8 protein-coding genes are annotated in these 14,296 nt (G+C 71.5%); 4 read left to right on the top strand and 4 right to left on the bottom strand.

Translation table 11 applies throughout. The features are described 5' to 3' along the window. Position 1: 1 nt before the first annotated feature. Positions 2–703 (bottom strand): FadR/GntR family transcriptional regulator, encoded by a 702-nt coding sequence (locus AB0B61_RS08890; RefSeq protein WP_358173986.1) that lies wholly within the window; start codon positions 701–703, stop codon positions 2–4. A 106-nt stretch (positions 704–809) separates the two neighbouring features. Between AB0B61_RS08890 and AB0B61_RS08895 the strand changes: the two genes are divergently transcribed. Next, on the top strand, positions 810–1,676 hold the full coding sequence (locus tag AB0B61_RS08895; protein WP_358429779.1) for a fumarylacetoacetate hydrolase family protein: 867 nt from the start codon (positions 810–812) through the stop codon (positions 1,674–1,676). A 95-nt stretch (positions 1,677–1,771) separates the two neighbouring features. Here the strand turns inward: AB0B61_RS08895 and AB0B61_RS08900 are convergent, their stop codons facing one another. Beyond that, positions 1,772–2,086 (bottom strand): DUF6289 family protein, encoded by a 315-nt coding sequence (locus tag AB0B61_RS08900; protein WP_358429781.1) that lies wholly within the window; start codon positions 2,084–2,086, stop codon positions 1,772–1,774. 179 nt (positions 2,087–2,265) lie between these two features. On the opposite strand from AB0B61_RS08900, the gene AB0B61_RS08905 reads away from it, so the two are divergent. Then, positions 2,266–3,219, top strand: a complete 954-nt coding sequence (locus AB0B61_RS08905) for a hypothetical protein (RefSeq protein ID WP_358429783.1) — start codon at positions 2,266–2,268, stop codon at positions 3,217–3,219. A 76-nt stretch (positions 3,220–3,295) separates the two neighbouring features. Next, positions 3,296–8,512: a DNRLRE domain-containing protein gene (locus tag AB0B61_RS08910; protein WP_358429785.1), complete on the top strand. Its 5,217-nt coding sequence runs from the start codon at positions 3,296–3,298 to the stop codon at positions 8,510–8,512. A gap of 134 nt (positions 8,513–8,646) precedes the next feature. Here AB0B61_RS08910 and AB0B61_RS08915 read toward each other — a convergent pair whose 3' ends face one another. Beyond that, entirely contained in the window at positions 8,647–10,227 is a 1,581-nt protein-coding gene (locus AB0B61_RS08915; RefSeq protein WP_358429787.1) for an MDR family MFS transporter, read from the bottom strand. A 113-nt stretch (positions 10,228–10,340) separates the two neighbouring features. On the opposite strand from AB0B61_RS08915, the gene AB0B61_RS08920 reads away from it, so the two are divergent. Next, positions 10,341–10,979, top strand: a complete 639-nt coding sequence (locus tag AB0B61_RS08920; RefSeq protein WP_358429789.1) for a helix-turn-helix domain-containing protein — start codon at positions 10,341–10,343, stop codon at positions 10,977–10,979. Here the strand turns inward: AB0B61_RS08920 and AB0B61_RS08925 are convergent. Continuing rightward, positions 10,951–14,277, bottom strand: a complete 3,327-nt coding sequence (locus tag AB0B61_RS08925) for a glucodextranase DOMON-like domain-containing protein (RefSeq protein WP_358429791.1) — start codon at positions 14,275–14,277, stop codon at positions 10,951–10,953. The two genes, AB0B61_RS08920 and AB0B61_RS08925, sit on opposite strands and share 29 nt — an antisense overlap. Positions 14,278–14,296 lie beyond the last annotated feature (19 nt).

Below are 14,296 nucleotides of genomic sequence, written 5' to 3' on the forward strand. Positions count from 1 at the left end.
CTCAGCAGTGGAGCGCGTCGGCGCGGGCGACCTCGACCACCTCGCGCATGGCCTCCTCGGCCTTGCGGTGATGGCGGCGCCGGATCGCCACGGCTACGCGCTCGTGGTTGGGCAGCGTTTCCTTGTTGTGCGCGACCGATCGGGTGTGCACCTGCCGTACCGAGCGCAGGGCGATGCTGATCATGTCGTAGATGTAGAGCAGCAGGTCGTTGTCGGCGGCGCCGAACACGGCCCGGTGGAAGGCCAGGTCGGCGTCGATGAAGGGGTCGGGGTCGTCGGCCGTGGCGTGCAGCGCGGCCAGTGCCTCGTCGATGCGCTGGATGGCCGCCGCGTCCGCCCGCTCGGCCGCCACCCGGGCCGCCCCGGGCTCCAGCGCGACACGCAGGTCGGCCAGCACCCGGATGTCCCCGGCCTGGGCGTCGGCGCCGAACCGCCAGCTCAGCACGTCGGCGTCGAGCAGGCTCCAGGACTCGCGCGGCCGGACCCGGGTCCCGGCGCTCCTCCTGGTCTCCAGCAGGCCCTTGCCGGCCAGCACCTTCACGCCTTCCCGTACGGCCGAGCGGCCCACGCCGAGCTCGTTGACCAGCTGCTCCTCGATGGGGATGGGCGTGCCGGGCACCAGCGAACCGTCGACGATCCGGGCACCCAGGGCGTGCACGACGTGAGCATGCCGAGCCGTGTCCGGGTAAGGATCAGTTGCCACGGTTTCCTCCGTATTCGGATGTTTGGCACAGTATCGAGACGGTCGGTTTTTTCATAGACTTTCATCTGATGAAGTTCGGACTTCATCAGATGAAGCTGGGAGTGTTATGCATATCGTACGGTTTGTCAGCCCGCTGACCAGCGCGGACGCGGTCGGCGTCGACGACGGCGACCAGGTGACGCAGCTGGACGGGGTAACCACCGTCGGAGAGCTGCTCCGCATGCCCGTCGCGGAGCTGCGCGAGCGGTGCGCCGCCGCGGCCGGCCCGGGGCACCCGTCCGCGTCCGTACGCCGGCTCGCGCCCGTGGACGGGCTGATGGAGGTGTGGGCCGCGGGCGTCACCTACCGGCGCTCGCGCGAGGCGCGGGTGACCGAGAGCGAGCGGGCGGCCGACGTGTACGAACTCGTCTACGACGCCGAACGGCCCGAGCTGTTCTTCAAGTCGGTGGCCTGGAAGGTGTCGGGGGACGGCGGCCGGATCGCCGTGCGCGCCGACTCCGAGATCGACGTGCCGGAGCCGGAGCTGGGCCTGGTGCTGAACTCCGCGGGCGAGATCGCGGGCTACACGGTGGTCGACGACGTGAGCTCTCGGACGATCGAGGGGGTCAACCCGCTGTACCTGCCACAGGCCAAGATCTACCTGGGCGCGTGCGCGGTCGGCCCGGCGATCAGGCCTGTCTGGGAGGTGGCCGACCCGTACGCGCTGGACATCACGCTGACCATCGCCAGGGCGGGGGAGACGGTCTGGGACGGCAAGGCGTCCACCTCGGAGCTGCACCGGCGCCTGGACGACCTGGCCGGCTACTTGTTCCGCGCCGACGCCTTCCCCGACGGGGCCGTGCTCTCCACCGGTACCAGCCTGGTGCCCGACCTGCCGTTCACCCTGCGCGAAGGTGACACCGTGACCATCGGCATCGCCGAGATCGGCACGCTGACCAGCACCGTGGTGCACGGCCTGGCCGCCATGGGCTGAGACGGGCTTGTTCGCCGTCAAGCGCTGAGACCGGCACGACCAGGGCCGGGCACCGTCTCCGGTGCCCGGCCCGTCGTGATTACGGCCCGTCGTGATTACGGCCCGCAGGGCGGAGTGAAGATGCGCAGGATTCCCTGGCGTACGCCCCAGCCTCCGGAAGGCTGGCCGCAGCCCCTCCAGAACTGGCCGACGAGCTTGTCGTTCCCGTCGAAGTAGTCCATGACAAGCAGGACGTCGCCTCCGCCCGGGGGAGTCGAGATGAAGGTCGTCGGCTCGGGCACGGGCGCCGAGGCCGACGCGGTGCTCGCCGGTAGCAGCGTGAGCGCGGCGGCGACGGCGGCTGCCACGAGGACGGCCAGCATCCAGGCCAGGACGAAGCCGACACCGCGTGGGCGGCTGGATCTGATCATAGAGACGTCCCTTCCTATGAGTTCTCCAAAAGGAGGGCGTTCCATCGCGTTCCGTGACGGGACATCTGACGACAGCAAACGTTTACCGTCCGGCCATCCAAGATCACCTAACCGGCCAATAATGATCTTTACGTTTGCGGCGTTTGTGCGTTGCCCCCACCGATAGTGGAAGGACATTCGTGCGCATCCCCACCCGGGCCGTCGTCGCCGTCATGTCGGCGATTGTTGCCCTGAGTTCCGTGAACTCCGCCGGAACCCCGGCCTTCGCGGACACCGACCCAGCCCTGGCGGCACTCACCCAGGTCGTCCCCGAGATCGTCGAGGAGGCCAGGACCACGCCGCCCACGGAGATCCCCGAGGGCGACGTCCAGCGGCCCTTCGCCATCGCGACGGACCCCGACCGCACCCTGGTCGCGACCGTCAGCGAGACCGACATCGGCATCGGCATGCCGGAGGCCGCCGGCAACGGCAGCCAGCCGCTGCCCGGCCTGGTCACCTACGCCGCCAAGCAGCCCAGCGTCGCCTACGCCCACCAGCGCACCGGCCAGATCGCCCGGGCGATGACCATCATCAAGGACTCCTCGGCGCCGACCGAGTACCGCTTCCCGATCTCCGCCCCCGAGGGCAGCGAGCTGGAGGTCGAGGAGGACGACGGCACGGTCCTGATCTACAACAACGACGTCTATCTCGCCGAGATCGACCTGCCCTGGGCCAAGGACGCCAACGGCAACGCGGTGCCGACCTCGTACCGGGTGGAGGGCATGACGCTCATCCAGACGGTGAACCACGCGGGTGCCGCTTACCCCGTGGTCGCCGACCCCGCGCTCAAGCTGCAGTGCGAGTGGTGGAAGGCCATGTGCCGGCTCATCTTCTCGAAGAAGCTGACCAAGAAGATCTACAACGCCTGGTTCGTCGCGGGCGTCGCCGGCGCCATCGAGGCGATGAAATACGCCTGCGACAAGCTCAAGGGGAAGGCCAAGCTGATCTGCAAGATCGCCTACACGGCGGGCGGCGCCTCGGCCGTCTACAAGGTCCGGGAAGCCGCCAACAAGAACCAGTGCTTCGCGGTCCGGTTCCAGGCGCCAGGCATCGTCTGGTACGAGGTCCGCAAGAAGAGCTGCCAGAGCAAGTAAGCCCCGCACCATCCCGACGCCCCCGCCGACCCCGGCGGGGGCGTCGTCCGCTACCCGCACACTTTCCGGAGCACCCATGCCTGGCATCACGCCACGGGCCCTCGCCGGTGGCCTCGCTCTCCTGCTTCTCCCCCTGGTCGCGCCGCTGTCACCCGCCGCCGCCGAGCCGTCCCCGGCCGGCGCCGTGCCCGGCGCCACCGCTGCCACGGCCGCCACCACCTCAAAGCCGGTGGACGACCCGAGCGCGCCCGCCGCTCTCACGGCCGAGCCGAGTGCGCCCGACGAGGCCTCCGCCCGGCTGTCCGCGCGGCTGACCGGCCGGCGGGTCGAGGTCGCGGACGCCCGTACCGAGACCACCACCACCTATGCCAACCCGGACGGCACGCTGACGGTCGACTCGTTCGCCGGCCCCGTCAGGTTCCGCCGCGACGGCGAGTGGGCTCCGGTCGACATCTCGCTCACCAAGGCGCCGTCGGGCGAGATCGTGACCCGGGGCCACGGCCGTGCGCTCACCTTCGGCGGCAGACGGCCCGGCCTGGCCCGAGAGGGGGCGGCCGACCTGATCACGGTCGGCGCGGGCGCCGCCAAGGTGAGCCTGCAGTGGAAGGGCGCGCTGCCCACGCCCCGCCTGTCCGGCGAGACGGCCACGTACCCCGACGTCATGCCGGGCGCCGATCTGATCGTGACCGCCACCAGGACGGGCGCCGAGCAGTTCCTGCTGGTCAAGTCCCGTCCGGCCGCCCCACTCTCGTACACCCTGCGGCTCAGCGCGCCCGGCGTGCGGCCCCGCCAGGCTCCGGACGGCGGCGTCGAGCTGGTGGACGGCAAGGGCCGGACGACCGCCACCATCCCGGCGCCCGTCATGTGGGACGCCACGGTGGACCCGGGCTCCGGTGACCACCCGCACCGCGCGCCCGTCGCCATGAAGGTGTCCGGCCAGGACCTCGTCCTCACCCCCGACCCCGCCTTCCTCGGTGACCCGGCCACCAAGTACCCCGTCACGGTCGACCCCTCGCTCAACCTCGGCCAGGTCTTCGACACGTTCGTGCAGGAGGGCTACGGCACCGACCAGTCCGGCTCGACCGAGCTCAAGATCGGCAACAACGGCAGCGGCCAGGTGGCCAGGTCGTTCATCACGTGGAAGACCCCCGGCATCGCGGGCAAGAAGATCGTCTCGGCGTCGCTGAAGCTGTGGAACTTCCACTCCTGGTCGTGCGGCGCCAGGTCGTGGGAGGTGTGGTCGGCCAACCGGGCCTCGACGTCCTCGCGCTGGCCGGGCCCGGCGCTGGCCGACCGCTACGCGGCCTCCAGCGAGACCAAGGGCTGGGGGAGCGGCTGCGCGGACGGCTGGGTGAGCGCCAACGTCACCTCGCTGGTCCAGTACTGGGCCAACGAGGGGTGGAAGGAGTCCGGCATGGGCCTGCGGGCCGCGAGCGAGACCGACGAGTACGCCTGGAAGCGGTTCAACTCGGGCAACGCCTCGGCCCACGTGCCGTACATCTCGGTGACGTACAACTCCTACCCGAGCACCCCGGTCTCCACCTGGCTGTCCCCGTTCACGGACTACGACGGCACGAAGTGGACCAACACGCTCACGCCGCAGCCGCGTAGCCATGTGCGCGACCCCGACGGTGGCAACGTGCGCGGCCTGTTCGACGTGTACGCGGGCTCGACACTGGTCATCGACAACCTCTATGGCGCGTACGTGGCCAGCAACGGCTTCTCCGGCGCGAACGTGCCCGCCGGCAAGCTGGCCAACGGCAAGACCTACACGATCCGGTCGTGGGCCAACGACGGCTCGCTCACGTCGAAGGCGTACCAGACGGCCACGTTCGCCGTGGACACCGTCGCGCCGCCCGCCCCCTCGGTCACCTCGGCCGACTACCCGGCCGACGGAGGCTGGCACGGCGACGCCGGCAAAGCGGGCACCTTCTCGCTCAAGCCCGCGAACACCGACACCGGCTGGCTCGCCTACCGGCTCGACGGCGCGGCGGTCACCAAGGTGCTCAGCACCGGCGCGGCCGTCTCCGTCAAGCTGACCCCTGCCGCCGTCGGTCCCCACACGCTCACCGTGCACACCCTGGACAAGGCCGGGAACACCTCGCCGACCACCGCGTACGCCTTCAACGTGGGCTCGGGCGCGGCCGTGGCCACGCTCGCCGCGCCGCAGGACGGCCTGCGGAGCACCGGCAAGGTGCCGCTCGCGCTGACCGGCTTCGGGTTCACCCAGGCGACGTTCCAGTACCGGCGGTCCGACACCGACGAGTGGGCCGACCTCCCCGTGGCGAACGTGTTCACCGCCGACGGCAAGCCCTTGACCGCCTGGCCCGTGGCCGCGCCCAACGGGGTGTCCGGCCTGGTCTGGGACGCCGGAACCCAGCTCGGCGACGCGGCGCCGCAGGTGCGCGCGCTCGTCGGCGGCACGGCGGGCCCGGTGGCGTCGACGTCCGCCGAGATCGTCGTCGACCGCCGCGCCACCAAGGCGGCGACCAGCGAGGTCGGACCGGGCACGCTGAACCTGCTGACCGGCGACTACCGCCTCCAGACGACCGGGGGCGGTCCGTTCGGCCTGACTCTGACCCGGACGGCCACGTCCCGGAACCCCGGCTGGTCCCAGGGCCTCGCCTCACTCGTGGAGACCTCGGCCAACTCGGTGCAGGTGACCAGGGCCGACGGCACGCCGGTCCAGTTCACCAGGACCAAGGACGGATGGCGGCCCGAGCGGGGCGCCGAGGACCTGACGCTCACCGGCACGTACACGCTGAGCGACTCCCGAGGGCAGGCGACCACGTTCGCCAAGCAGGGCGACCGGTACCTGCCCACCGAGTACGCCTACGACCAGGACCGGCCGAAGTCGCTCACCCGATCCGGCCACACGATCGACTTCGGCTACGGCACGGACGGCCGCCTCAGCACCGTGTCCTTCCAGGGAGCCGTGATCACCCAGTACACCTACGACGGCGCCGGACGCCTGTCCGAGACCTGGGACCCGAGGATCACCCCCGCGCTGAAGACCACCTACGGCTATGACGGCGCGGGCCGCGTCACCACGCTCACCCCGCCGGGAGAGCTGCCGTGGACCTTCGGCTACGACGCCGACGGCCGCCTGAAGAGCGTCGCCCGCCCCACACTCAAGCCCGGCAGCGCCGACCAGATCGCGGGCGAGGCCAAGTCCACCATCGTGTACGGGGTGCCGCTCAGCAAGGCAGCCGGCGGCCCGGCCGACCTGACGGCCACGGCCATCGCGGCCTGGGGGCAGGCGGTGGCGCCCGTGACGGCCACGGCGATCCACCCGCCGAACTCCACCACCCGCCCCACCGTGACGTACCTGGACGAGTCGGGTAGGGCGGTCAACGTGCTCACCCCCGGCGGCCACCTGTCCGCCACCGACTATGACCGGTTCGGCCACGCGACGCGCGTGCTCACCGCGGCGAACAGGGAGCTGTCGCAGCGGCCGACGACCGACAACCGGCTTGCCGAGCTGGCCATCACCGCCTACAGCTCCGACGAGCGGGCGGACCTGCTGTCCACCCGCTCGGTCTACGACGCCGCGGGCCGCCGCAGGATCGAGGAGCTGAGCCCGGTCCACATCATCAACCTGGAGTCCGACGTGGACGACCTGCCGGCCGGCTACGGCATCGGCGCCAGGAGCCGGACCGTCAGCACGTACGACGAGGGCCGGCCGAGCAGCGCGGCGGCCCGTGACCTGCCGACCACCGTCAAGACCGGCGCCGTCATAGTCGGGCGCGAGTCCAAGCCGGACGTGGACGTCAAGACCACCGCCATCGCCTACGACTGGGCCACCGGCCGGCAGATCAGGACGGTCCGCGACCCCGGCGGCCGGGCGGTCACCGCCGACACCGCCCCGCCCGTGCTCTACACGGCGACCGGCGGCGCGCCCTGCGGCGGACGGCCGGAATGGGCCGGTCTGGTGTGCCAGGAGGGCGGGCGGACCTCTACCTACACCGCCGCCGGCCTGCAGGACACGGTCACCGAGGGCGGCGTCGCCACCACGGTCAAGCGTGACGCGGCCGGCCGGCCGATCACGACCAAGGCCGGTGGGGAGAGCGAGATCGGCATCGGCTACAGCCCGGCCAGCGGACGGCCCACCGAGCGGTGGCGCGGCACGGAGAAGATCGTGACGGCCTACGACCGGCTGGGCCGGGTCATCTCCCACACCGACGCGGACGGCGGCCAGACCCGCACCGAGTACGACGACCTCGACCGCCCGGCCAAGGTCACGGACTCGGCCCCGTCCACCAGGGTCTACACCTACGACCAGGTGGCCGAGCCGCGCGGGCTGCTCACCTCGGTCACCGACTCGGTCGCGGGCACCTTCACCGCCCGCTACGACGCCGACGGCCACCAGGTCGAGGGCGACCTGCCGGGTGGGCTGCACCTGCTCTCCGTGTACGACGAGCGCGGGCAGAACTTCGCCCGGGTCTACACGCGCGACGGCGTGGAGGGTCCGGTGATGATCGACCAGGTCGGCCGGAACATCCACGGGCAGGAACTGCTGAACATGCGCAGCGACACCATGAGCGAGCGGCAACTGGGCTACGACAAGGCGGGGCAGCTCGCCTCGGTGCTGGACATGGCGTTCCCGATGTGCACGCTGCGCCGCTACGGCTACGACGGCGCGGGGAACCGGGTCCGGCTGGCCGTACAGGAGTCCGACGAGGAGTGTCCGGAGGCGAACGACGCGGCTTCGAAGATCACGACCTACGCGTACGCGGACGGCAGGCTGGTGGGTGACGGTTACGCCTACGACCCGGCCGGGCGCACCACCTCGCTGCCCGGCGGCCGGGGGATCGACTACTTCGCGGACGGCGTACCGGTCAAGCAGACAGTCGGCGGCATCAGCCTGACCTGGACCCGCGACCCGGCGGGCCGCGTGAGGTCGGAGAGCACCTCGGCGGGCGCGGTCACGGTCCACCACTACGGCTCGGCCGGCGACCAGCCGGCGTGGCTCGTCGAGAAGGGAGAGCTTGGCGAGAAGGAGGTCGTCAGGAACGTCATCGGGGCCGGTGGCGAGCTGGGCGCGCTCACGGCCGCCGGGGGCTCGGTGCGGCTCCAGCTGCTCACCCTTGGGGGGAGCGTCGGGACCGAGCTCGACCTCGACACCGGCGCCGCGACCGTGTTCGGCTACGACGAGTACGGTGTGGCGTCGCAGCCGAGCAGGTACGGCTGGTTGGGCGGGAAGCTCTACTCGACCACCCCGGACGGCACGGTCCTGATCACCGGGCGCCTCTACGACCCACGCCTGGGCCGCTTCCTCCAACGGCCCTACTGAGCTATGGGCCGCTACTTCCAGCGGCCCTACTGAGCCGCTTCCTTGAGCGGCTCCACAAAGCCGTAAGGGTGCGGTTCCGGCGTGACCGGAACCGCACCCTTATGTGGCCGGGGTGACCCCCGGCCCGTACGGACTCAGCCGCTCATGGCGACCGCGTCGGCCTCGTCCTTGGCCTTGGCCGCCTGCGGCGTGGCGGCCCCGCGCAGCGGGACCTGGCGGATGAACAGGGCGGCCACGATGCCGATGGCGGCCACGACCGCGCCCCAGGTGAACAGGGCGGTGATGCCGTTGGTGACCGCCTGCTGGAACAGGTCCTGGACCGCCTCGGGCAGGCGGCGCAGTAGCTGCGGGGTCATCGAGGAGGCCTGGGCGGCGACCGCGGGAGTGCCGATGAGGGTGTCGGTCAGGTGGTTGGCGTAGACGGCACCGAGCAACGAGACTCCGAGCGAGCTGCCCATGTTGCGGAGGAAGGTCGACACGCCGGTGCCCGCGCCCATGTCACGCAGCGCGAGGCTGTTCTGCGCGATCAGGGTGCTGGTCTGCATCAGCCCGCCCATGCCGGCGCCGAGGACCACCATGTAGAGGGCGGTCACCGTGGTGGAGGTGCTGACGTCCATGGTGGCGAACAGCGCCAGGCCGATCGTGACCAGGACGCCGCCGACGATCGGCACCGACTTGTAGTGCCCGGTCTTGCTGATCAGCTGGCCGGCGGCCAGGCTGACGGCCATCGAGGCGATCATCATCGGCATCAGCAGCAGGCCGCTGTTGGTGGCCGAGGAGCCCTGGACGAACTGCTGGAACTGCGGCAGGAAGCCCATCGCGCCGAACATCGCGAACCCCGAGATGAAGGCGACCCCGCCGGACAGCGAGAAGTTGAGGCTCTTGAAGACCCGCAGCGGCATGATCGGCTCGGCCACGCGCCGCTCGACGAAGATGAAGGCGACGAACGTGACCACGGCCAGGGCGATCAGCCCGAGGATCTGCCCGGAGCCCCACTCGTACTGGGTGCCGCCCCAGCTGGTGACGAGCACCAGGGCGGTGATCCAGACCGTCAGCAGGCCGGTGCCCCACCAGTCGATCACGGCCTTGCCGGTGCCCTTGGGCAGCTTGGCCAGGGTGATCCAGCACAGGACCAGGGTGACCGCGCCGAGCGGCAGGTTGACGTAGAAGGCCCAGCGCCAGCTCAGGTTGTCGGTGATGAAACCGCCGATGAGCGGGCCGCCGATCATCGCGACCGGCATGACGGCCATCATGACGCCCTGGTACTTGCTGCGGTCGCGCGGCGGGATCATCTCGCCGATGATCGACAGCACGCCGACCATCAGTCCGCCCGCGCCCAGTCCTTGGATGGCGCGGAAGGCGACCAGCTGTGCCATATCCTGGGACGCGCCGCACAGCACCGAGCCGAGCAGGAAGATCGCCACTGCGGTGGTGAAGATGATGCGGCGGCCGTAGAGGTCGCCGAGCTTCCCCCAGATCGGCGTGGCCACGGTGGAGGCCAGGACGTAGCCGGTGGTCACCCATGCCAGGTGCTCGAGGCCGCCCAGCTCGCCCACGATCGTGGGAATCGCAGGGGCGACGATCATGTTGTCCAGCATTGCCAGCAGCATGGCGACGACCAGGCCGCTCATGGTCACCATGATCTGGCGGTGGCTGAACCCTAATCCGACCTGCTCTTCCGCTCCCGAGGCGGTGTCCGCGCTGTCCTTGGCCATTACGTGCGCTCCTGTCGATCCATAGAACTTACTTGTCGGTCGGCAAGCGTACTTGCTAACCGGCCGGTAGGCAAATAGGCTGTGTAGCAGCGTTGGAGCAAGAGGGAAGAGCCATGACCAAGACGGAGTCGGCGCCGGGCGCGCGGCGCAAGGGCAGCCAGACGCGAGCCGAGATCCAGGAGGCCGCGCTGACCCTGTTCACCGAGCACGGCTACGACGCCACCTCTATGCGCGAGATCGCCGAGCAACTGGGCATCACCAAGGCGGCGCTCTACTACCACTTCGACAGCAAAGAGGCCGTCATCGTCAGCCTCTTCACCGACCACATGCGGGCGATGGACGAGTTGCTCGACTGGGCGGCCGGGCAGCCGCACTCCCCGGAGCTGGCCGCCGAGCTGCTGAGCCGGTGGCTCACGATGAGCAGTCAGCAGGGGGTGCGGAACATGCGATTCGCCGTCGCCAACCACACCGCGCTGAAGACGGCCATGCCGACGGGTCAGAGCAGCCCGCTGGAGCGGACCGACCGGGCCACCCGGCTCATCCTGGGCCCCGGAGCCTCAGTGCAGGATCAGCTCAGCGTCCGGCTGGCCCTGCTCAGCGTGCACAGCGCCGTACTGGCCGCCCAGGGCACCGAGGCGACGAACGACGACATCGTCACCGCCGCGATGCGCACGGCGACACTCCTGGTCAGCCACCTGTTCCCCGACCTGCCTCTCCTCAGCCTCAGGGGACCGGAACCGCCCGCAGAGTGACCGGGCCGAGGAGCGGGTTCAGTTCGTCCGCTTGGGACTGTCCGGCCGGGGTGAGCACGTCCACGGCCTTGGGTACGCCGCCCGGGTCGACGGAGCACAAGGGAGCGGTCCCGCCGGGGGCGCACACGCCGAACTGGTACGGCTGGGGAGTGGCGCTGAAGCCCCTGGCCTGGTCGGCGCTGAACCCGTCCTGGCCGGCGAGCACGACCGCGAACCGCCACCCTGGTCCCGGCGTGCCGAAGTCCGCCTTGGGCAGGGCGATCGTGATCGTACGGGTGGTGCCGGAGCCGCGGACGGCGGCCCCGGACCGGGCGGCCCCGGCGGCCGTCACCCAGACCGGGGCGGCGAAACCCTGCGCTTCGACCCGCTGCGACCAGGCGTCCTGCTCGGCGATGCGGTAGTTGCGCTGCGGAAAGGCCGGATCGGTCGAGCGCGCGGTTTGGGCTGGGTCCTGTACGTAGACGTCGAGCAGCTGGGCGCCGATCTGGCTGCCGAAGGTGGGAGTGAGGTCGGCGAGCTCGGCGCGCAGGTAGACGGTGCTCGCGTCCGTGATGACCTGGAACCTGCGCAGGTCGAAGGCGCCCGCGTGGAAGTCGGCGGCCGTCGGATAGGCGTAGGTCCCCGGCCCGTCGTCGTCCCCGTCGGGGTCGGTGACGTCGAGCACGGTCGTGGCTCCGGTGATGTCGCCGACGACCGAGCGCCGGGCGTACCCGGTGCGGCCGCCGGAGGTTGTGGCGGTCGTGGTGCGGCCCTCGGGGCTCGTGGCGGTCACTGTGCGGCCGTCGGGGGTTGTGGCGGTCACGGTGAGCACGACCTCGCCGAACGAGACCGGCGCTTGGGCGGTGAAGCGGCCGTCGGATCCGGCCCGTACCGAGACGACCTTGGTGGCGGCGCCGATGTCGATGGGCGTGGCCGCGACGTCCACGCGCGCGCCGGGCGCGGTGGTTCCCTCGACCGTGACCGACGTGCCGGTGGCCGTGCCGCCTTCGGCGGGCGCGGTGACGGTGAGCGGCGCCGCCTCGGGCATGCCGTGGGCGGCGTAGCGGCGGCGTACGATCTCGGGCTGCTCGGCCGGGCGGCCCGCCGCGAGCGAAAGGATCAGCCGCACCTCCTGGGCCTGCGCCCAGGTCAGCGGGGAGGCCGAGCCGGCGGGCTCGCCGTCGCGGAAGCCGATCGAGGCGGTGGCCGGGTCGGTGCCGTACGGCGCGGCGGCCAGGTCCGGGTTCTCCCACGCCTGCTCGGGGACCAGGCCGGTGCCGGAGGACATGGCCCGCATCGCCGCGAGCAAGGACGCCGCCGTACGCGGGTCGCCGGTCTGCAACGCCTGCTCGGCCCGTTCGCCGGACAGGACCGGCCACAGGTGGCCCGAGCCGGTGTTCGCGGTGGGCCAGGGCCGCCCGGACGGGGCGCAGGAGGTGGGGTCGGGTTCGTAGCAGTCGCCGTAGCCGTCCTCGGTGCCCGCGGTGTCGGAGCCGTAGCGGTACCAGCCCTGGCCGTTCGGCGTCGTACGCCCGATCACCCGGTCCACGACCGGCAGGCTGGCCAGCACGTCGGGGTCGGTGGCGGGCAGCACGCCCAGCCGGGTCAGCTCCAGGAATCCCGCGTCCACCACCCGGCGCTGGTCCTCCGTCGGGCCGCCGTTGCCGAGGTTGTACGGGGCGGCGGCGTCCGGGTCGCCGGTGCGCGACAGGCGCAGGAAGTAGCGGGGGGCGTACGGGCCGGTCGTGGTGACCGTCCAGCCCTTGACCGAGCGGGCGAAGTGGTCGGCGGTGGCGCGATAGAGCCTGGCCCGCCCCTGGTCGTCACGGTCGGCGGCGATCTCTCCGGCGGCGACGAGACCGGCGATCTCGGCCGCGATCGTGGACGGCGAGTAGCCCTGCTGCTCCTCCCAGCGCTCGACGCCGAACGCGGGCCCGTGCGCGACCAGGAAGTCCGCGGCCTGGCGGACGTGTTCCCACAGCTCCGGGCCGATCCCGGCCTGGTGGGCCATGAGGATCGGGTACGCGCTCTCGTCGAGCTGGTCGCCGCCCGAGTCGGGGGCGAGCCGGCCGTTCAGCAGGGAGTTGCGCGGCAGGCGGCCGTCGGGCAGTTGCTGGCGTTCCAGCAGGAAGCGGGCCGTGGCGCGGGCGGTCGCCAGGTCGCCGTCGGTGAGGAAGCCGGTGAACGCCTCGTACAGGTCGCGGGCGAACACCTCGCGGTAGGACCCGAAATAGACCGCCTTGCCGCCCACCTTCTCGCCCGCGCCGACCGCCTGGCCCCACGGGCTGGCGAGTGAGGCGACGACGGCTCCGGGGAAGGTCTTGTCCTCGCTCGCCTTCAGCACGTTGGCGGACAAACGGTAGGCGTCGGCGAGCGAGGCGGGCGGCTTGCGCAGCCCCGCGTCGTAGGTGGCCCAGCCCGCCTCGTACCGGGCTCGGGTGGTCTCGAACGGCCGGGCGGCGGCCTCGCCCGCGGTCCGCAACGCCGCGGCCGCCGTACGGCCGAAGCCGAGCGCGAAGGTCACCGCGCCCGAGCCGTCCAGGGGCAGCCGGGCGGTGGCGACCACGTTGCCGTCCGGCGCGCTGGTGTTGGGGGTCAGCGTGTGGGCGGAGTCCAGTTGCGCGGCGCCGTCGCTGGGCGTTCCCGCGTAGCCGACGCCCGCCTGGGGCAGCCGCCGCTCCGCGCGCAGCGCCAGGTGGGTGGGCACGGCATAGTCGCGGGCGGGCGCGGAGGTCTCGATGTTCGGGTCGGAGATCACCGGGGCGCCGGTCGGGCCGTCCACCACGCCGCTGTCGGCCCCGCCGTTCGGAGTGCCGCCGCCTCCGTTGCCGTTGACGCTCGCGTCCAGCCGTACGTACAGGCGCAGTCCGGCCGGCTGGAGCCGGGTTCTGACCACGACGGCGTCGCTGTCCGGATCGGTGAGATAGGTGGTGGTCAGGCGGTAGCGGCCGGTCTTGCTGGATGAGGTGATCGTGCAGGCCATGCCGGAGCGGTCGGTGCTCACCTTGTACGTGGTGTCGCGGGACTGCAGCTCGGTGAACGTCGTGCCGTCGGTGACGGCGAACTGCATCGTCTCGACGTTGGTGTTGTCGATGGTCGGCTCGTAGACGTCGGACAGCACGCCGCCCGCGACTGTGTACCAGACCTTCGAGGCCCGGCCCGCGGCCGTCCCGACGCAGTCCTTGCGCGCCAACCCGAAGTGGGACGCCGCGCCCGGCCCGGCCGGGGCGGGATCCCGGGCCATGGCGGGCGCGGCGGGAAACCCGGCCAGCGCGGCGGATACGACCAAGGCGAGTGTGAACCGTCGAACCGTGGCCATGCCGTGCCCCCTCGGATCC

The organism is Nonomuraea sp. NPDC049158, from assembly GCF_040648335.1.
GTDB lineage: Bacteria > Actinomycetota > Actinomycetes > Streptosporangiales > Streptosporangiaceae > Nonomuraea.